The sequence below is a fragment of the Mucilaginibacter sp. P2_A4 genome (genome assembly GCF_056405015.1).
This window is the reverse complement of the sequence record NZ_JBFUCX010000005.1, coordinates 230,202-249,512: the sequence shown is the minus strand read 5'-3', so window position 1 is coordinate 249,512 and position 19,311 is coordinate 230,202. Positions and strand designations below refer to the sequence as shown.

17 protein-coding genes are annotated in these 19,311 nt (G+C 41.3%); all 17 read right to left on the bottom strand.

What is annotated here, in order from left to right:
- Positions 1 to 49 precede the first annotated feature (49 nt).
- The 17 genes from AC1DYB_RS12185 to AC1DYB_RS12105 all read right to left on the bottom strand — a co-directional run bounded on the left by AC1DYB_RS12185 (position 50) and on the right by AC1DYB_RS12105 (position 19,173).
- Positions 50 to 1,351, bottom strand: a complete 1,302-nt coding sequence (locus AC1DYB_RS12185; RefSeq protein ID WP_477435200.1) for a sensor histidine kinase — start codon at positions 1,349 to 1,351, stop codon at positions 50 to 52.
- Entirely contained in the window at positions 1,335 to 2,708 is a 1,374-nt protein-coding gene (locus AC1DYB_RS12180) for a sigma-54-dependent transcriptional regulator (RefSeq protein WP_477435198.1), read from the bottom strand. The genes AC1DYB_RS12185 and AC1DYB_RS12180 overlap by 17 nt, the downstream gene beginning before the upstream one ends.
- 21 nt (positions 2,709 to 2,729) lie before the next feature.
- Positions 2,730 to 3,917 carry an ABC transporter permease gene (locus AC1DYB_RS12175; RefSeq protein WP_477435196.1) on the bottom strand — a complete coding sequence of 396 codons (1,188 nt, stop codon included), beginning with the start codon at positions 3,915 to 3,917 and terminating at the stop codon, positions 2,730 to 2,732.
- Between the two features lie 26 nt (positions 3,918 to 3,943).
- Positions 3,944 to 5,173: an ABC transporter permease gene (locus tag AC1DYB_RS12170; protein WP_477435194.1), complete on the bottom strand. Its 1,230-nt coding sequence runs from the start codon at positions 5,171 to 5,173 to the stop codon at positions 3,944 to 3,946.
- A gap of 22 nt (positions 5,174 to 5,195) precedes the next feature.
- Positions 5,196 to 5,861 carry an ABC transporter ATP-binding protein gene (locus AC1DYB_RS12165; RefSeq protein ID WP_477435192.1) on the bottom strand — a complete coding sequence of 222 codons (666 nt, stop codon included), beginning with the start codon at positions 5,859 to 5,861 and terminating at the stop codon, positions 5,196 to 5,198.
- A 96-nt stretch (positions 5,862 to 5,957) separates the two neighbouring features.
- A complete protein-coding gene (locus AC1DYB_RS12160) occupies positions 5,958 to 7,415 on the bottom strand; it encodes a TolC family protein (RefSeq protein WP_477435190.1) in 1,458 nt (485 codons plus the stop codon).
- A 14-nt stretch (positions 7,416 to 7,429) separates the two neighbouring features.
- On the bottom strand, positions 7,430 to 8,677 hold the full coding sequence (locus AC1DYB_RS12155) for an efflux RND transporter periplasmic adaptor subunit (protein ID WP_477435188.1): 1,248 nt from the start codon (positions 8,675 to 8,677) through the stop codon (positions 7,430 to 7,432).
- Between the two features lie 460 nt (positions 8,678 to 9,137).
- Positions 9,138 to 9,476 (bottom strand): response regulator transcription factor, encoded by a 339-nt coding sequence (locus AC1DYB_RS12150; RefSeq protein ID WP_477391998.1) that lies wholly within the window; start codon positions 9,474 to 9,476, stop codon positions 9,138 to 9,140.
- A 464-nt stretch (positions 9,477 to 9,940) separates the two neighbouring features.
- The gene (locus tag AC1DYB_RS12145) at positions 9,941 to 10,723 is read right to left on the bottom strand and encodes an NIPSNAP family protein (protein ID WP_477435186.1); all 783 of its coding nucleotides are present in this window, start codon (positions 10,721 to 10,723) and stop codon (positions 9,941 to 9,943) included.
- 197 nt (positions 10,724 to 10,920) lie between these two features.
- Complete coding sequence (locus AC1DYB_RS12140; protein WP_477435184.1) at positions 10,921 to 11,691, bottom strand: 3-keto-disaccharide hydrolase; 771 nt, start codon at positions 11,689 to 11,691, stop codon at positions 10,921 to 10,923.
- A 16-nt stretch (positions 11,692 to 11,707) separates the two neighbouring features.
- A complete protein-coding gene (locus AC1DYB_RS12135; protein ID WP_477435182.1) occupies positions 11,708 to 12,583 on the bottom strand; it encodes a sugar phosphate isomerase/epimerase family protein in 876 nt (291 codons plus the stop codon).
- 50 nt (positions 12,584 to 12,633) lie between these two features.
- On the bottom strand, positions 12,634 to 13,524 hold the full coding sequence (locus AC1DYB_RS12130; protein ID WP_477391994.1) for a hydroxypyruvate isomerase family protein: 891 nt from the start codon (positions 13,522 to 13,524) through the stop codon (positions 12,634 to 12,636).
- Between the two features lie 14 nt (positions 13,525 to 13,538).
- Positions 13,539 to 14,789, bottom strand: coding sequence for a nucleoside permease (locus tag AC1DYB_RS12125; RefSeq protein ID WP_477391993.1), 1,251 nt, complete (start codon positions 14,787 to 14,789; stop codon positions 13,539 to 13,541).
- Positions 14,790 to 14,819: 30 nt separating this feature from the next.
- Positions 14,820 to 15,245 carry a c-type cytochrome gene (locus AC1DYB_RS12120; protein WP_477435180.1) on the bottom strand — a complete coding sequence of 142 codons (426 nt, stop codon included), beginning with the start codon at positions 15,243 to 15,245 and terminating at the stop codon, positions 14,820 to 14,822.
- Between the two features lie 177 nt (positions 15,246 to 15,422).
- Entirely contained in the window at positions 15,423 to 16,703 is a 1,281-nt protein-coding gene (locus AC1DYB_RS12115) for an MFS transporter (protein WP_295718111.1), read from the bottom strand.
- 256 nt (positions 16,704 to 16,959) lie between these two features.
- Positions 16,960 to 18,012 (bottom strand): sugar phosphate isomerase/epimerase family protein, encoded by a 1,053-nt coding sequence (locus AC1DYB_RS12110; protein WP_477435178.1) that lies wholly within the window; start codon positions 18,010 to 18,012, stop codon positions 16,960 to 16,962.
- Positions 18,013 to 18,021: 9 nt separating this feature from the next.
- Positions 18,022 to 19,173, bottom strand: a complete 1,152-nt coding sequence (locus tag AC1DYB_RS12105) for a Gfo/Idh/MocA family protein (RefSeq protein ID WP_295718114.1) — start codon at positions 19,171 to 19,173, stop codon at positions 18,022 to 18,024.
- Positions 19,174 to 19,311 lie beyond the last annotated feature (138 nt).

Below are 19,311 nucleotides of genomic sequence, written 5' to 3'. Positions count from 1 at the left end.
GATCCTTTGCTGTCCCAGGATTTTATTCCTCGTGACATAACTTATTCAACTAATTAAACCACATCACAAACTCCGTTTGTTTCTCCGCAACAGTTTTTAAACTGAACTCAAAACCGTGATTCAGCAGGATTTCCCTTGTTAGGGTAAGCCCTATCCCCTGCCCGTCTTTTTTGGTGCTGAAGAATGGCGAAAAAAGATTAGTGCTTTGCTCGGCGGTTATGCCCTTACCGGTATCGGTGATGATGAGTTTTCTTTCACTGGGGATAAGTGTAAATTTCACCAAACCATCACCATCAATAGATTCAATGGCGTTTTTTACAATATTGATTAAAGCCTGCTCCAGCTGCTGTTCATCGGCCCGTATGTTTACGGCATCATCGGGCAGGTTAAATTCAAACCTAACTCCCTTTTCTCTGGCTTTAATGTCCATTAAGGTGGCGACAGACTGAATAAGCTTCTGAAGTACCATTGGTTGTTTATTGGCAGGCGGCAGCTTCACCAAATCGGCAAAGTTGCGCATAAATAAGTTGAGGTTTTGGTTACGGTCCATAGCTACCTGCAATGCATCTTTCAGGACATCAAACTCATGGCCCTCCCAAAGCTGGTGGGTTTTCATAGCCGATTGCATAATGGAATTAACAGGACCAATGGTGTTATTTACCTCGTGCGCCATCATCCTGATCACCTTGCCATAAACCTTTTTCTCGGCCGCCAGAATCTCGGCCGTCAAATCCTCTATCATGATAAAATGGCGAGAAAACCCTCTGTCTACAAAATGCGATTTCTGCAGTTTAAATGAGCTTACGCCATCCAGCTTTACTACCACGGTTTCGCCCGATTTTAATGCCCGCATTTGTTCAAATAAGGGGTGTTCCAATTCATGTATGGAGGTACCATGCAGTTGATCCTCTGCGATAGCCAATAACTGCAGGGCCTTGGGATTTATCTGCTGTATACGATCATCAAAATCCAATATAATGATGCCCGTTGGCGAAGTATAGATCAGCTTCTCTAAAAAGAAATGCTGCTGCTCCTGCCTTGTGCGTTCTGTTCTCAGCTCGTCCATCATCTGGTTATAAACATCAATCAGCGCATCTACCTCGTGTTTGCCGGTTGATAAAAATTTAACATTAAAATCCTTGTCCTTTATAGCTTCTACCCCCTGCATCAATAATTTTAAAGGGTTGATCAACTGCCGATAAAGCTGTACAGCTACCACAACCGAAATAAGCACAAACGCCTCTGAAGCAATAAAAAAGATCTTGTTTTGGTCAAAAATAAAATAGGTGAGCACAAGGATTAGCAGGTGCAGTATTACAACAAATAAAACATATTTAGTCCTCAGCTTCATCGTATGGTATCTGGTATTTGTCCAGCCGGCGGTATAGGGCACTTCGCGTAAGTCCCAGGGCCGCCGCGGCTCTGCTTATTTTATTTTTATGATGCTCCATGGCACGCTTTATCATCTCTACCTCAACTTCCTCCAAAGTTAAAGTACCTACACCCGGCAACTGCATGTTCCCTTTTTTTACCGGTGATAGTTCCAGTTGCGAACGAAAATCGTCAATACCAAGTTCGTCTTTTTTACTTACCAGTATAGAACGTTCCACCAGGTTTTTCAACTGCCTTATGTTGCCCGGTAAAGGTAAAGTTTGCAGCCACTTCATGGCCGATGGCGCCACAGATAATTTTGGCCTGTTATAGATCTCTTTTAAATTATTTATAAAAAAATCAACCAGTAAAGGAATATCCTTTGGCCGCTCGCGCAAGGCAGGCAGATAAACAGTGATGAGATTTATACGATACAACAAATCCTCCCTGAAAGTACCGCGCGATACCATTTCATTAAGGTTTTTGTTGGTGGCACAAACCACCCGGGTATCCAGCGTTTTGGTACGGCTGCTACCCAGCATCTCGTAGGTTCTATCCTGCAATACCCGCAGCAGTTTCACTTGGCTGCTGGCATCAAGATCGCCTATCTCATCTAAAAATATAGTCCCCTTATTTGCCATTTCAAAACGGCCTACCCTATCAAACCGGGCATCTGTAAAAGCTCCCCGGATATGGCCGAACATCTCGCTCTCAAACAAAGATGTGGAGATGCCGCCCAGGTTCACCTTTATAAATGGCTTGTTGCGGCGCAAGCTATTCTGGTGAATAGCCTCCGCTATTAATTCTTTACCCGTACCGCTTTCGCCCATGATGAGGATAGATGCATCAGTGGTGGCTACCCGGCCAATGGTTTCCAGGATATCCAGCATTTTAGCATCTTCTCCTATTATGTGCTGAAAGTTGTACGTTTTATCTAATTGCTTGCGGGTACGATGCTCCGTTTTTTTATCCTGCAGATCAAGCAGGGTTTTAACCGACTGTAAAAGGTGCTCGTTGTTCCATGGCTTATTAATAAAATCATTGGCGCCCAGCTTCATTCCTTTTACAGCCAGTTCGATACTTCCCCAGCCGGTTATCAGCACCACCGGAATAGCGCTGTTAACCTGTTTTATCTTTTCAAGCAAATCCATCCCCTCCCGGCCCGAAGTATCGATAGAGAAATTCAGGTCGAGAATGATCAGTTCAGGACTTTTTTTCTTTACGATCTTAATGGCCTCAGCGGGCTCTTCGGTACTTAACACATCATAACCTTCGCTTTTTAGCAGCAACAAAAGCGAGGTACGTACAGCAATATCATCATCAATAACCAATATCATAATTGCAGGTTAATATCGTAATTATTCTTCGTGTAAAGCAACTGCCGGATAAATTGCCGCCGCCTGCCTGCCGGGATACAATGAGCATAAAAACACCAGCACATATATAAATAATACAGAGAATAAAATGGCCATTAAATAAATACCTGCCGAAAGATCAAACACATTTAACAACGGGAACTGTACGGCAAAAAAAGACCCGATGATGAGCGAAAACGTAGCCAAAATCATTGATTCTGAGATCAATTGCGTGGAGACAGAACCACCAGAAGCACCAACCGCCCTGCGCAAACCAATTTCGCCCCGCCTTTTATTAATGTTATACCACAGTACACCAAACAGCCCAAGCGCCACATTAATTATTAAAAAACCTCCTACTATTGATAAAACTATCATAGGCACCAAAGTAAAATAGTTAATATCCTTGCGTTTATTTGCCAGGTGCTCAATCTCCACGTTGGAATCTTTCATGTAGTTGGCCAGTGTTTTATACAAACGGGCTTCAAAGGCGGCATCGGCATTAGGAGTAACTTGTACCATGATCTTACCCATCCACCTGAATGTGCCGGTATCAACGCGGTGATAAATGGCGTCGCCGGGCTTTGCATAATCACCCTTCATTTTGATGGCCTGTATCACCCCTATTACTCTTTTCTTATTTTTACCATCGTCACTTTCGTCAAATATTTTACCTATTGCCTGGTCTTTTCCAAATAATTTTTCCCTTAACTCATTATTTATCACAACCGAAGGCACTTTAGAAACAATATCTGTTTTGTTAAACCATCTGCCTTCAAGTAAGGTTCCGGTCATGGTTTTAAGGTAACTATCCTCGGCATTGTACATATCAACATGGTCATATGTTTTATGATTGAAGGTTGCCGAACCATTCCATGTATTTTGCGAAAAAGGAATATTATCGCTGCAGAAACTAATTTCTTTAACCTCCGGCATCGCTTTTACGGTTTGGCGCAAAGTTTGGTAATACATATTCAGCGAATCGGTGTTTTTTGTTTGCAGGGCGTTGTTATAGCTAACCGCCCATACATTTTCATATTCCATACCCATTGTTTTTTTATAGTTGCTATAGTAATACACCATCAGCGTAAATACTGCGAACAGCACCAGGAATGAAAAAAACATTTCGGACATCAATAAAAAGTTCTGTTTCTTTTTATTCCAGATGAGCTTAAATAAATGCTTAAACATAATATCTTAATTTAATGGTAAATGATTTATTGCGCTTTTAACGCAGTTACAACGTTTAGTTTTGACATGCGCCAGGCCGGATATACGCCCGATAGCAGCCCAAAAAAGAAGCAAATAAGCAAACCTATACCCAACACCGTAAAGTTGAGGGAGAGTATAAGGTTAGGAATCAGTTTCATACTATTTAAAACCTGTATCGCTATAAATGACAATACTATTCCTATAAGCCCCCCTAACAAGGTGAGTATAATATTTTCAACAATAAATTGGTAAACCAATGTTCCGGATGATGCGCCAAATGCCTTGCGCACCCCTATTTCTGATGAGCGTTCCATAATACGGGTAATATTGATGTTCACCAGGTTGAGCGTTGGCAAAAGTGTAACCAATAACGTAAATATGGTTATCGCGGTAAGTACTATGGTTACACCCGAAAGATCGTCGTTCCCGGTATCAACATAGCTTACAATATAGGGGTCGGCATGACTGGATATTTTGTAAAAATCTTTACTCTCCATAGGCAACCTTTTTACCAATCCTTCATATTCATCGTGCATGCGCTGTACATCGCTTTTTGAATTTGCAAGTAGTATCCCAAAGTAACCGCCCTGGTATCCCTTATTCTTGGTTACATCTGATTTTGATACCGTGTAAGGAAGGAAAATATCGCTATAGGTCATATAACTGGTAACAGGTACATTTTTAACTACACCTGTCACCCTGTATTTCACGTTATCGGCTTCAATATATTTGCCTACAACTGATGGCACGTCGCCAAAATACTGTTTCTTCATGTCCTCAGATATTACCGCAACCTTATCGGCATTGGCTAATTGCTGCCTGCTAAAAGCTTTACCCTCAATAAAATCATAATCCATAATATCCCAGTAATCGTTGTTGGTGTATTTGTAGCTCACGGCTATCTTTTTATTGTTTACATAGGTATTAGTACCGTTAAACATAGATGATATCCCCAGCTTAACCGGAGTTTTAAGGGTGCGTACATAGTGGTCGAGATAGTAAAACGACATTGTACCAGAGCTTTGACCGTTTTTTGATTTTTGCTGAATGCGGGATATGTATAACGATCGATCCCGTTTCCTGTCGGGGTAACTATCCCCGGCAATTTTATCTAAAAAGGCGGTAAGCACCAGTAATATGGTAAGCGTAAAGCTGATACCAAACAGGCTGATAAAGGTGAAGAACTTTCTTCGGCGCAATACCGCTATGGCTATTTTAAAATAATTTTTAAGCATAACATTATATTTAAGCGGTTAATTATTGAACTTGCGAACCATCAAACAGGCGCACCAAACGGTGTGTTTTGTGAGCCATATTTTCATCGTGCGTAACCATTACAATGGTGGTACCTTCATTACGGTTCAGGTTGATCAGGATCTCCATAATCTCGTTACCCATGGCGCTATCCAGGTTACCGGTTGGCTCATCGGCCAAAATAATGTCCGGCCTGCCCACAATGGCTCTTGCTATAGCCACACGCTGCCTTTGACCACCCGATAATTGGGTAGGAAAATGTTTAACACGGTTAGCTAATCCAACTTTTTCCAAGGCCTCTGTTGCCAGCCTTTTGCGTTCTTTAGCCCTGGTATCGCGGTATAGCAGCGGTAACTCCACGTTATCCAATACCTGCAGATCATTGATGAGGTGATAACTCTGGAAGATAAAGCCCAGTGTTTTATTCCTGAACTGAGCCAGCTGCTTATCATTTAGATTTTCGGTTGATTTATCGGCAATTTTGATCATCCCTTTTGACGGTGCATCCAGCAGACCCATAATATTCAGCAAGGTACTTTTACCACAGCCGGATGGGCCCATGATGGATAAAAATTCGCCTTTGGCAATATCAAGGCTTATGCTGTTAAGGGCCAGGGTTTCTATAGTGTCTGTGCGGTACACTTTTTCAATGTTTTGTAAACGGATCATATCTTTTTTAATTAGTGATTTGTTGAGTTAATGAATTAATAATTCGGCTGGTTAATTATGATTGACTCTATTAGTGATTTATTGAATTTAAATTATCTATTGATATGTGATTTTTTTGTTGGTTTCAAAATCGTAAAGTGACAGGTAGCGCAACTGGTAGTAGGCTCCCCAAAAATCGCGGAGCGAAGCTACATAATCCCGCTTGGCCTGGTCGTTCTCGCGGAAGGCTATGCCCAAATCTGTGATGCTCAGATCGCCTAAAACATAGCGTTCACGGGCTATCTGGTATTTTTCGGATGCAATACTGTCAGCCTCGGCGGTGTATACCAGCTGCTCTTTCATCACGTTAAAAAGCGATACCTGGGTTACTATCTGCTGCTTAAAAGTTTGCTTGTCCTGCTCAACGGCATACTCGGTAAATTGCTGGTTGGCCAATGCAGTTTTGGCGCGCGATTTTGAACGGCCCCAATCCAATATCGGCACGGCTAACTGTACCTGCAACACCTGCTGGTTTTGTGGATTTTTATAAACGCCGGGGATACTGGTTGCCGTATTTGAATAGCCCAGGTTAGCATTCAGTGTAGCAGTTAAACCATTTTGACCCTTTGCCTTGGCCACATCCCTTTTAGCTTCGGCAACACGCCTTAAAAACGCAATGGCATCCGAGCGATTAGAAAATGCTTCTGCCAACACTTTATCTGATGATACCTGCATCTGGCTGATGTTCTCGGGCACAGCCAGCACTATCTTCTCCTCTCCCTCCAGCCCGGTATAACTGCGCAGATTTAGGGTAGCAATTTCCATATCGCGTTTAGCGGTACCTACCGCCTTTTTTGCGTTGATCTGTTCCAGCTGCAATTGCAATATCTCGTTTTTTGATACCTTGCCCAACTCAAATTTAGTGTTGGCAATGTTCATGATCTTTTGCGTATTTACATAGTTGGTTTCGGCAATTTTTAAATTAACCTGGGCCAGTAACAAGTCGAAAAAGAAACCTTCAACATCTATAGCAATCTTTTCCTGCGCCTCTATATAGGCCTGTTTGCTTTCATTATATTTTAAGGGCTCTATTTTTTTGTCCCATTTAAGGCTGTTAAACTGGAAGAGCGGCTGGGTATAACCGATCCCGTAAGGGATACCATTGTACAGGATATTATGCCTGTCGAAATCATCAAACCGCTGCAGTTGGGTAGTACCATAAACAGTACCTCCTGTAGCCGTAATGCTTTGGCTAAAATTAAGTGCCAGCGATGAGTTATCATTATGAATAGGCTGAAACCTGATGGTACCATCGGGCTGTTGCACCTGCGTAAAAGATTTAGTATAGCCAGGCAGGATGCCGCTTAATGACAGCTGCGGCTGGTAATTTGATTTATAGGTACGATATTCCCAATACTTGGTTTCGCGCACGGTGGCAGCTTGCTTGGCAGCTATAGAATTAGCCTTCGCCATTTCAACCACTTGCTGTAAAGTTAAGCGCAGCGTATCGTTGCTGCCGCCGGCAAATAACTTTGTGCTAATGGTTAGCAATAATATGGAGTATAAAAGTTTCATTTGGGCTGAGGCTATTAATTCGTAATCGTTACTTCTTTTGAGTTTTTATATTCGCTCATGTCTGTTGTAATCACCACATCGCCGGGCTTAACACCATCCTGTATTTCCACATAATCAAAATTAGTGAGACCGATGTGCACCGTGCGCTTCTCTGCTTTGCCGTTGTTTACCACAAAAATATCCTGAACAGTTGGCCCCTTGAACGCTGGTCCGTTAGCCACCCGCATGATTTTATTATGCGTTGCTGTCACCAAAAAAACATCCACTTTCATGTTTGGGCGAAGCAGTTTGTTAGCCCGGTCATCTAACTGGATATCGAAAGAAATGATGCTATTTTGTATAGATGGGGATACATTGGTTACATGGCCGCGCAGCTGATTGTCGTTAATACGGATAATAACCGGGATACCACTATGTAACTGATCCATAGAATTATCTGATATACTGCCCGATACTTTGAAACTGCCCAGATCGGCAATACGGGCAAGCGTTTCGCCTTCATGCACATTTGCTCCAATATTCTTATTTACATAGGTGATAACACCGGCACGGGTGGCAACTACATTAGCCAGGTTTAATTTGCGCTGCAATGCGTTGATATCATTTACCTGGATATCGGCCGCTATCTGCGCTTCTTTAATCTCGATCTGCATGGTTTGTTGCTTATTCCTGATCTCGTTTTCCAGTTGTTTTTTCTCTAACTGAGCAACTTTCAGATTAAGCTCGGCCTGTTCAATCCCTTCCCGGGTGCCTCCGCCAGCTTTAAACAACCGTTTGGCATTTTCAACAGCATCAGCCAGGTTGCTGATCCGCAGTTGTTTGATATCGTTATTGGATTGAATATCGTAAAAGCTCTTGCCCAGATCGAGCTTTAACTTGCTAATCTCGTTACGCTTAGATTCCAGCGTAAAATTCAGTTTATCAAATTCTGTTTGCGTAGCCGATTTATCAAGTGTGAGTATCGATTGGCCCGGCTTAATTTTATTACCGGCATCCATCAGCGCGCTTTTTATTGATGCATTTATAGGGCTGGTAATGATCTCTTCAAACTCAGGCAAAACCTCGCCTGTAGCGTTAAGGGTATTTTCTATATTGCCTACCTCAACAGTAGCCATAGTTATCTCAGATCTTTTTACCGATGATTTGATGAATCCGCGAAGTACAACTATTAACAGTACCAATACTGTGATGCTTATAACTGCTATCAACGCTCCTTTTTTTCTTTTTTGCGATGATACCTCGAGCGTTATTTCCTTATCCATTGTGATATAATTTGCATAAGGTTTTGCAAGAGCCATACCAATTGCAATTAGCTAATTATAAGATAATTACAAATTTAATACTTTAAAAAAGTGATCGATATCGGACAGATTTTGTGATAATGAACAGGGGGCTGAGAGACTGAGGAATTGCTGCTGAGATGCGCGCAATCGCTGGGATGGTTTTCGCCGACAACCATCGGCAACAGCACATGAACGCCTGATTTAACCCCTACCTCCCCTTCCCCGAGGAAGGAATCGCACATTGCCCACGCCTTTTTTAGGTCTTCAGAAGACCTATAGCTCTAAGATGAACTATACAGGTCCTGTTTTTAAAGACAAGAATTAAATAACTTGTTGTGTTGGAATGTGAGATATTCCCTTTATAAATAAAAAGACATGGATATATATTAGCCCAAGGGATGAGCTTTTAACTTTTCAATCTAATCTGTCAATTAAAACTTTACAGCAACCGCCTTATTTTCCCCAACAGATCATCAATTTCAAAAGGCTTGGCAAGAAAGTCATCAGCACCAGCTTCGTAAGCAGAGCGCTCGATATCGCGGCTGGCAGATATCATAATAATGGGAATAGCTTTGGTATCGGCTCGTTGTTTAAGTTCACGACAAATATCGCGTCCGTCTGATCCGGACATCCAGATATCAAGCAAAAGCAGGTCAGGAAACTCCGTTTTCATATCCAAAACAGTAGCTCCATTTACCGTCGACGAAACCTCATAACCTTCAAAATCCAAGATGATCTCTACCGCATCCACAATTCCCGGATCATCGTCCGCAATCATAATCTTCTTTATAATTCCCACAAGAAAAACATAGCAAAAATCAGGCCTTTAATATTAATTTTTTCATCAAAATTTCACCTTTAAAAATGTAGCGTTAGCTTCCATAACTTTTACACGGACTGTGCAGAGAAAAAAATAGTATTTCATCAACTTCTCTATCGGCTGATAAAATCCAGCACACAAAATATAAAACACTGAAAATCTGCAACTTTAAATTTTAAAATGGCAATACATATCAAGGCATCCTGTCAATTCAGATTGAAAAAACCAGCGTAAAAATGCTGAATACTTGCAATTCCATCTTTCTTTTCTAAAACTGATAAAAAATGTTCTGGTTGCATTCGGCAAACATTTTATAGCGTTTGCGAGGAAAACTAACTGGACACAGTTGTTATTTCTTTCTCAGCATACAGTTGTCCTGTTTGCTGCATATAAATAAAATCGTGAACTCTATTTAAAGAACGTTAATAGTCTGAATAATCTGCCGGGTAAAGAAAGGTGATATCAACATGTGATACATTGTTCTGAAATTCAGCTTTTGCAGATAAGGTTTTCCAATATGCATCTTTGCCAAATGCATCCCAATGCTTATCCCTATCATCCTTATTATTAAAAGTAGTCATGTACATCAAATTCGGCATGTGGGCGCCTGATACCACCTCTGAGTAAAAAACCGCGTTAAAGCCGAGCCTTTTAAAAAGGCCTATTTCATCACCATCATTAAACATGCGCACTTTGTTGAAGTTATACTTTTCGGTAGCGCTTTCATAACTCCGCAATTCATATATCCTATCGGCTTTGTTTCCGGTAAGTAGCGGTACCGCCGGGGCAGGCATACCAGGGAAGGCGTGCAATATCATTATTTCTATACGGGTGTATGGGGCATCCTTATAATCCGCGTTCATATAGTCTTCTCCATCGGTAAAATACTTGGTATCTGCCTGTAGTTTTTTATCAATACCGGTAAGTTTATCCAACGAAGTAAATGGAGTATAAACATAAATACGCCTATCGGCAGTATCCTGTTTTACCGGCTTAAATACACCAACATTAGCAATCCCGGCCCTGTGCAAGGCTGGCAAATAAGCATCTTTTAAATAATGTTCTATTCTATTTTCCTGTTCAAAGGTTTTGAAATGATAAACTTTGAGCTCGTAATAATATCTTTTGGGAGAAGCAGAAACATTCGAAGCAAAAAACAGGAAGCTTAAAAGCAAAGTAATTAAGCGAACAGATATTTTTTTCATGTGGGTTTAAAATTTCGTAAATATAATAGGAAATAGCGTCAGGAGATAAGAATCATGATAAAAGACAATGCACAAAGAATGTAACAATATTAAGCTTTCCGAGACAATCTATTTCGGCATAACAATTTGCTTTTGTAAAATTAAAAAAGCCCGCCAACTAACGCTGGCAGGCTTCCTAAATATCAAAAGAACTTATTTTACAATTCTCTAACCCAAATATTACGGAAACTAAGCGGTTCGCTTTTGTCACCATGGGCTTGTAGTTTTATAGGTGCTGCACCATGCTTCTTACCTTCGTAAGATGGTTTACCTATGTATTGGGTTGGACCAAGCAGCTCAAAGTTATTTTCAACCAGTACGCCATTGAAAAACACAGTTGCTCTTGCAGATGATTTTAGTGTACCATCCTCATTAAATACAGGGGCTGTCCAAACTACATCATAAACATTCCACTCACCTGGCTTGCGACCTGGATTTGCCAACGGAATAACTTGTTTGTACAAACTACCGGCCATACCATTAACATAGGTTTTGTTGTTGTATGAATCCAAAACCTGCAACTCATAACCAGCATCACCTTTACCTAATGAGGCTAAAAAGATACCACTATTGCCACGGGCCTGGCCTGTACCGGTAATACTTGCAGGTACGCGCCACTCAATATGCAACTGATAATTAGCAAATTTCTTTTTTGTTTCAATATTGCCTGTGCTTTTGTTTACAGTAAGGATACCTCCTTTAACAAGCCATTTTGCCGGGGTTTGATCTTCAACAGATACCCATTCGTCAAGGTTTTTACCGTCAAACAAAATAACAGCGTCTGAGGGGGCATCCCCTAATACCTTAGCCGGAGCAACAACTTTTGGAATTGGCTCCCAGGTTTCGGTATCTTCTGGTTTAGCGTTTTGTGCATTAGCCATAAAGAAACTTCCGGCTAAAATGGTGGTTAATATTATTGAATATCTCATCTTATAATTGGTTTTATTAAATATGAAGCGTGTTTTTTAAGTATGCAGCACTTTGAGCGATACTTACGTAAGGATCAATATTGGTGTAGTTTTCCTGCTCAACAATAAAGTGTTTTACACCGCCAAGTTTAGCTTTGCCCAATATTGCTTTAAAGTCGATATCACCGGTGCCAATCTCTGTGTTCAGGTTAGGGTTGGTTTTATCCCTGTCTTTAATATGCACAAAGGTAAAACGACCCGGATGCTTTTCAAAAATAGCTAAAGGATCCTGTCCTGCACGTACTACCCAGTAAAGATCCATCTCCATGTTTACCAGTTTAGGATCGGTATTGTTAAGTATCACGTCGTAAAAAGTCGTGTCACCAACTGGCGCCCACTCAAAATTGTGGTTGTGGTAGCCTAATTTTAAACCGGCTGCCTTGCAAATTTCGGCGGCTTTGTTCATTTTTTCGGCAACGCCTTTACAGTCGTCAACCGTTTTAATAAAGTTATGGTTTAATGATGGCACAATAATATAAGTTTGCCCAATGGTGTTAGCTACATCCATGTACATTTTCAACTCGTCGGTTTTACCTTCGCCAAAATACGAATCCAAACCATAGTGACCGCTTGGGCTGCTCAATCCATTATCTTTCAATAGCTGACCAAAATCCTTGCTTGGCAAACTCCAGTAGCCTGTATCTTTATTATAGCCAAAGGTTTCAACTTCTTTATAGCCTGCTTTGGCCACTTTACCTATTACGCCTTTAACATCTTTAGGTAACTGATCGCGCAGACTGTATAATTGCAGACCTGCTCCGTTTTTTTCTTTTGCCGATAATAAAGACGGCGCCAACATCACACCCGCCGAAAGTAGACCGGCCTGTGCTAAAAATGTTCTTCTGGTTGTCATGTATTTCTTTTTGGTTTATGCTTTGTTTGAGTGTATTCTGACCCGAAGGTTTAAACGTCGCAAATATGTACCGCTTTACGGAGTGACGCAACCTTATCTTTTTGCTTGGGAATAAATTCCTGAGCCACAAAACCTTTATGCCCTGTTTCTACAATAGCTTTCATAATAGCCGGATAATAAAGCTCTTGTGATTCATCAATTTCATTACGGCCGGGAACCCCACCAGTATGATAATGATTAATGTAGGGATGATACTGACGAATGTTGCGGATCACATCACCCTCATCTATTTGCATATGATAAATATCAAACAGGAGTTTAAAGTGCTCTGAACCTAACCGTTTGGCTAACTCTGCACCCCATTCTACCCTATCGCATTGGTAATCTTTGTGATCAATTTTGCTGTTCAGCAACTCCATTACCAAAACAACATTATGTTTTTCGGCAAGCTCAACCATAGGTTTTAATCCCTCCACACAGTTGTTCCAACCGGTTTCGTTATCCTTACCACGGCGACTTCCGCTAAAACAGATGAGGTTTTTATAACCTGCAGCAGCAACTTTAGGAATCATCTCGCTATAGTTTTTGTGCAACTGGGCATGAAACTCTTTATCACCAAAACCATCGGTGAGGTTAATTTCGGCACCATTACACATAGACGAGAACAAGCCGTATTTTTGAAGCGTAGGCCAATCTGCCGGGCCAACCAAATCAATACCTTTTATACCGATATCTTTAGCTGCGGCACAAAGCTGCTCTACAGACATATCGCCATAACACCAACGACATACGGCATGATTAATATTACCTTTTAAAGCAGTATCAACAATCATTTCTTTTTCTCCAGATTTAAATGACGATAACATGCCTGCCGTGGTAATTGCGGCAGTACCCGTAACTATACTTTTTATAGCCGATCGTCTGTTTTGATTTGAGGTCATAGTTTATAAGTGGTTTATATCTCGGTTTGCGCAGATGGTTCCTGGATATCTAAACCAGGTTTGGTAGCTATATCGTTAGTATCCTTAAATAACAAAAGGAAAAATATCAACACAACAGCAGCAATACCGGCAGGAATAAGCCATATAGTTTGCCAGTTGTGTGAGGTAGCGGACGTTTGCCAATGATCTACTATCGGCCCTGAAATATAGGAGCCGATAAGCATCCCTACACCGTAAGTTGCCAGAGTTATAAATCCCTGTGCAGCACTTTTAAAGCGCTCGCCAGCTAAGTTATCGGTATAAATTTGACCGGTAACAAAGAAGAAATCATAACAGATACCATGCATCACAATCCCGGCAATCAGCATCCAGTAATTGGCGCCTATATCGCCATAAGCAAACAATAAATAACGCAGCACCCAGGCTAACATGCCCACGGCAAGCATTTTCTTAACGCCCAGCCTTACAAAAAACAAAGGCATTAAAGCCATAAACAAAAGCTCAGACATTTGCCCCATGGATTGTTTACCAGCAGCAGCTGTCACGCCCACTTCATTTAAGAAGGGGTTAGTAAAATTGTAGTAAAATGCCAGCGGAATACAAATTGCCACAGATGCCAGGAAAAATGTAAGGTATGACTTGTTTTTAAGCAGACCTATAGAATCCAAGCCGATGATATCGCCAAAAGATGTTTTTTGACCTTTTTTTACAGGAGGGGTATCAGGCAATGTAAAACTCAACAAGCCCAATATTAAAGAAGCTCCTGCTGCCATTTTAAATGTAAGCACCAGGGAGCCCGATTTTTCCCATCCAAGATAACCAATAACTAAACCGGCAACTATCCATCCCGCAGTACCAAATACCCGTATAGGAGGAAACTCCTTACTTGGATTTTGCATTTGCTTAAATGAAACCGAGTTAACCAATGCCAGTGTTGGCATGTATATGATCATGTAAAATAATATATTAGGATAAAACTTGTCAAAACTGGCAATGGTAGTTGCATAAAAAAGTGAGGCAGCACCAAGCAAATGTAAAACACCTAATATTTTTTGCGCCGAAAAGTATTTATCAGCAATAAGCCCAATAACAAAAGGAGCAATAATGGCTCCTAATGATTGTGTTGCATAAGCTCCGGCATTTTGTGTACCTGTGGCTTTTAACGTAACTGTTAAATAGGTGCCCATAGTTACAAACCATGCCCCCCAGATAAAAAACTCCAGGAACATCATTGTAGAAAGCTTTGCCCTTATTCCAGCGGTCATAATTTTGGGGTTAGATGAATCTGATTAAGATTATTTTTTTAATGATAGAATGTATTTTACTAATTCTTTTGCATCGCTTTCGGCAAGCGCTGCGTGTGGAGTCATGGCCATGGTACCCCAGTTACCGCTTCCGCCTGATATTACTTTTTTGGCAAGCATGTCGATGTTAGCTTCTGACGCTTCATATTTTTTGGCGATATCCTGAAAAGCAGGGCCAATAACCTTAGTATCTACCTTATGGCAGGTACCGCAATCATTTGCCGCTAATAACTTTTCGCCTGCCGAAGCTGTAGAAGTACCAGCAGCATCGGTAGCTGTTTTGGCTACAACTGTATCTGCATCAGCGGTTGTTGCTTTTGTTGAAGCAGTGCTGTCGCCGCCAGCTTTACTTGATGAATTGCCACCGCAAGCAGTAACTACCGCACTGATGCAGAGAATAAAAAATACCTTTTTCATTGAATTAATTTTTTAAAGTTATCGAAGCCAAAACTTCAATAAATAGTTAGTTGGTTAATTGGTATAACCCGCCAAAACTCCACCTGTTTTGATGCGTATTTTGAGGGATTATACTGTTTTTTAGTTGTGTTGTTAATTATCGTGAAAAATACAATTTTATTCTAAAAAAATCGACTGTTATACTACTACTGTGGCTAAAGGTGCTGTTTTTTTCTTTGCACGCATATAAAATACAAGTCCTGTAAAGGCTACTATTAAAACCAAAGGTATAGCGAGTGTAAAATGCAGCACATCTGGCCCGGCAAGGCTTTTGGCACTTTCCAGTGCTTTGGCCATATCTGTTCCGGGAGCTGCCGTTAAATATTTAGCAGGATCAGAACCGGCAGGCAGCTTTGAAATCACAATGCTATCATAGTATTTACCCATAATAATTGTCCATATAGATACCGCGAACATACCAGCTCCACCCATCAGGTTTAAACCCAATGCGCCGGATTTGGGGATATTTTCAGAAACAAAACCCAACATAGTAGGCCAAAAGAAACAAACCCCCATACCAAATATGATAGCCGCAAGGAAAATGATATCACCTGTCATAGTACTAAGCATAAAAAGCCCTATGGACGCCACAATGGTTGACATTAAAATTACTACCTGGGGAGAAAATAATTTAAGTATAGGCTTCGCGAAAGCACGACCCAATACCATAACACCTGTTTCTAAAGTGAGCAAAAGCAAGGCGTTATTAGTTACATTTTTTAGCAAAACATCAATCCATTGCCCGGTAAATAACTCTGTTATAGCAGTACCAAACATGCAAACAAACATAAAAATGAACAATGGCGAAGCAACTGCCTTATACATTCCGGCTGTTGATACACCTGCTGCAACACGTTCGGTTACAGGAAAATCAAGCCTCGAGAACAAATAACCATATATAGCGGTTGGTACCAGCATCACTCCTACCTGAACTTGCCAGTTAAGACCAATTAGTTTAAACAGTGTAACAATCAATGTACCTATTACGATACCTCCGGGAAACCATAAATGGAAATGGCTAAGCTTTGTTGTTTTGTTTTCGGTATATAATGAGGTTACTAATGGGTTACATGCGGCTTCAACTGTACCATTTGCTATGCCGATAACCAGGGTTGAGAAAAATAAGGTCCAATAGCCGGTAGCAAAAATGGTAAGCAAAATACCCACCAGGTGAAAAATAAATGCCATTAAAAGCAAACGTTTCATCCCAATAATATCTACAATAATGCCTCCTATTACAACAGCCAGCGGAAAACCCCAGAAAGCAGTTGCTGTAATTGTTCCTAATTGTGATGCGTTAAGTTCAAATTTTGTCCCCAGGTCGCCAAGTATTCCGGCCCGGATGCCGAATGACAAGGAAGTTACCAACAAGGATAAACAACTGGCTCTGAAAAGCTGTGTACGGTTAATAGTTTGCATTTAAATTATTTTAGGTTTTGATAATTGGTTAATTGGCAATGTTAAATCACTTGTCATGCAGGGTATTTGTCCCATCTTTTATCTTGCACGTAGTATTCAGCGTTACGAAGTTTTAAAACTTCGTAACGCTGATTGTCATGTTGAACTTGTTTCATCCCACCTGTGTAGGTTAATACCTGCATATCGCAGGCTTGTCCTGTGGGATCCCGAAACAAGTCCGGGATGACTTCATTATAATGTTGACTTCATTATAATATTATATTCCCAGCGTTTTCCGGTTTAGCGCGTCATCAGCACCTGATGCGGCAAAATCGTCAAAAGCGCGTTCGGTAACCCGGATGATATGGTTCTTGATAAATTCAGCTCCTTCGCGGGCGCCGTCTTCAGGATGTTTAAGTGCACATTCCCACTCCAACACAGCCCATCCAGGGAAATCATATTGCGTTAGCTTACTAAATATTCCTTTAAAGTCAACCTGGCCATCGCCCAGTGAGCGGAAACGCCCGGCACGGTCAACCCAGTTTTGGTAACCGCCATAAACACCTTGTCTCCCGGTAGGGTTAAACTCGGCATCCTTCACATGGAACATTTTTATGCGCTCGTGATACAGGTCAATATATTCTAAATAATCCAAACATTGCAGGATAAAGTGCGATGGATCATACAGCAGGTTTGCACGTTTATGTCCTTTTACTTTATCTAAAAACATTTCAAAAGTAATACCATCATGCAAATCTTCACCGGCATGAACTTCGTAACAAAGATCGATACCATTGTCCTCATAAACATCAAGGATAGGCACCCAGCGTTTAGCCAATTCTTCAAAAGCCGTATCAACTATACCGGCAGGGCGTTGCGGCCATGGGTATAGCATTGGCCAAAGCAGCGCGCCACTAAAGGTAACCGATGCTGCCAAACCTAAATTCTTTGAGGCGATTGCTGCATATTTCAATTGCTGAACAGCCCATTTTTGTCTTTCGGCCGGATTGTTACGTAATGGTTCCGGAGCAAAGCCATCAAATAAAGTATCATATACCGGGTTTACCGCTACTAACTGGCCCTGTAAATGGGTTGATAGCTCGGTGATCTCCAATCCGTGGCTATTAACTATACCTTTTACTTCATCAGCATAAGTTTTGCTTTCGGCAGCTTTTTGCAGATCAATAAAACGGGCATCCAGTGTTGGCAGTTGAACGCCTTTGTAGCCCAAGCCTGCAGCCCATTCGCAAATGGAATCAAGGCTGTTAAATGGTGCAGTGTCACCAATAAATTGTGCTATAAATATTGCAGGTCCTTTTATGGTAGTCATAATTTTTATTTAGATAGAAAATTCAGTCCACTTTTTATCTGATTTACCCGATGCTATTACATTTTCAATAAATGCCATACCACGTACCCCTTCCTGGATACCGGGGTAATCTTTTTCTTCGGGGGTAGCTTCCCGCCCATCTAAACCAGCTTTAATAGTTAAAGCAAAGTTGCGGTACAGGTTAGCAAATGCCTCCAGGTACCCCTCAGGGTGACCCGCCGGTGTGCGGGCGTTATGCTGCGCGAAAGAACTGGTGTAACCACCGCCTGTACGCCATACTTCCATAGGTTTATCAGTATACATCAGGGTTAATGAATTAGCATCGCTTTGGTGCCATTCAAGACCGCCCTTTTCGCCATAAACCCTTATTTTAACATTATTTTCTTCGCCGGCAGCAATTTGTGTAGCAGTAAGCACACCACTTGCACCGTTGTTGAATTTCAATAATGCAGCGCCGTCATCGTCAAGTTTACGACCCGGAACAACTACATTAATATCGGCACAAATTTGTGTTACCTCCAGACCGGTAACATACTCAGCCAAATTAAAGGCATGAGTACCTATATCGCCCATGGCACCTGCAATCCCGCTTTTACCAGGATCAGTACGCCATGAGGCTTGCTTGTTATCATCACCTTCTAAAAAGCTGCTTAACCATCCTTGCGGATACTCCACATAAACTTTACGGATGGTGCCAAGTTTACCTGCTTTTATCAATTGTTTGGCTTCCTTCACCATTGGATAGCCGGTATAAGTATGCGTTAAGCAAAATAGCCTGTCGCTTGCTTTTACCACTTTATCCAATTCTTTAGCCTCGGCCAAAGAAAAGGTCATTGGTTTATCCAAAACTACATGGAAGCCATTTTCCAAAGCGGCTTTGGCAGGATCAAAGTGTACGTGATTTGGTGTAACAATACTAATTACCTGTACACGCTCATCTTCTGGCAGTTGTTTTTCTTTTTCTATAAGTTCGGTATATGAACTGTATACACGGTTGGCTTGTAAACCCAGCAGCACACCGCTTGCTTTTGATTTTTCGGCATTACTGCTAAAAGCGCCACAAACCAATTCATATTCACCATCTATGCGGGCGGCGATACGATGTACGGCACCAATAAACGCGCCCTGCCCGCCGCCAATCATTCCTAATCTTAATTTCATTGTTTTTTGAGTGAGTGGTTGATTGGGTTGATTAAGTGAATGGTTAAAAATCCCAAGAACCAATTTATAAAGTGAATGGTTGATTACGTTAATTAGGTGAGTGGTTAATAAGGTAAAAAATTACCCGATACAACAACC

Coding starts and splice junctions, on each gene's coding strand:
- AC1DYB_RS12185 (WP_477435200.1), bottom strand. CDS start 1,351: ATGAAGCTGAGGACTAAATATGTTTTATTTGTTGTAATACTGCACCTG.
- AC1DYB_RS12180 (WP_477435198.1), bottom strand. CDS start 2,708: ATGATATTGGTTATTGATGATGATATTGCTGTACGTACCTCGCTTTTG.
- AC1DYB_RS12175 (WP_477435196.1), bottom strand. CDS start 3,917: ATGTTTAAGCATTTATTTAAGCTCATCTGGAATAAAAAGAAACAGAAC.
- AC1DYB_RS12170 (WP_477435194.1), bottom strand. CDS start 5,173: ATGCTTAAAAATTATTTTAAAATAGCCATAGCGGTATTGCGCCGAAGA.
- AC1DYB_RS12165 (WP_477435192.1), bottom strand. CDS start 5,861: ATGATCCGTTTACAAAACATTGAAAAAGTGTACCGCACAGACACTATA.
- AC1DYB_RS12160 (WP_477435190.1), bottom strand. CDS start 7,415: ATGAAACTTTTATACTCCATATTATTGCTAACCATTAGCACAAAGTTA.
- AC1DYB_RS12155 (WP_477435188.1), bottom strand. CDS start 8,677: ATGGATAAGGAAATAACGCTCGAGGTATCATCGCAAAAAAGAAAAAAA.
- AC1DYB_RS12150 (WP_477391998.1), bottom strand. CDS start 9,476: ATGATTGCGGACGATGATCCGGGAATTGTGGATGCGGTAGAGATCATC.
- AC1DYB_RS12145 (WP_477435186.1), bottom strand. CDS start 10,723: ATGAAAAAAATATCTGTTCGCTTAATTACTTTGCTTTTAAGCTTCCTG.
- AC1DYB_RS12140 (WP_477435184.1), bottom strand. CDS start 11,691: ATGAGATATTCAATAATATTAACCACCATTTTAGCCGGAAGTTTCTTT.
- AC1DYB_RS12135 (WP_477435182.1), bottom strand. CDS start 12,583: ATGACAACCAGAAGAACATTTTTAGCACAGGCCGGTCTACTTTCGGCG.
- AC1DYB_RS12130 (WP_477391994.1), bottom strand. CDS start 13,524: ATGACCTCAAATCAAAACAGACGATCGGCTATAAAAAGTATAGTTACG.
- AC1DYB_RS12125 (WP_477391993.1), bottom strand. CDS start 14,789: ATGACCGCTGGAATAAGGGCAAAGCTTTCTACAATGATGTTCCTGGAG.
- AC1DYB_RS12120 (WP_477435180.1), bottom strand. CDS start 15,245: ATGAAAAAGGTATTTTTTATTCTCTGCATCAGTGCGGTAGTTACTGCT.
- AC1DYB_RS12115 (WP_295718111.1), bottom strand. CDS start 16,703: ATGCAAACTATTAACCGTACACAGCTTTTCAGAGCCAGTTGTTTATCC.
- AC1DYB_RS12110 (WP_477435178.1), bottom strand. CDS start 18,012: ATGACTACCATAAAAGGACCTGCAATATTTATAGCACAATTTATTGGT.
- AC1DYB_RS12105 (WP_295718114.1), bottom strand. CDS start 19,173: ATGAAATTAAGATTAGGAATGATTGGCGGCGGGCAGGGCGCGTTTATT.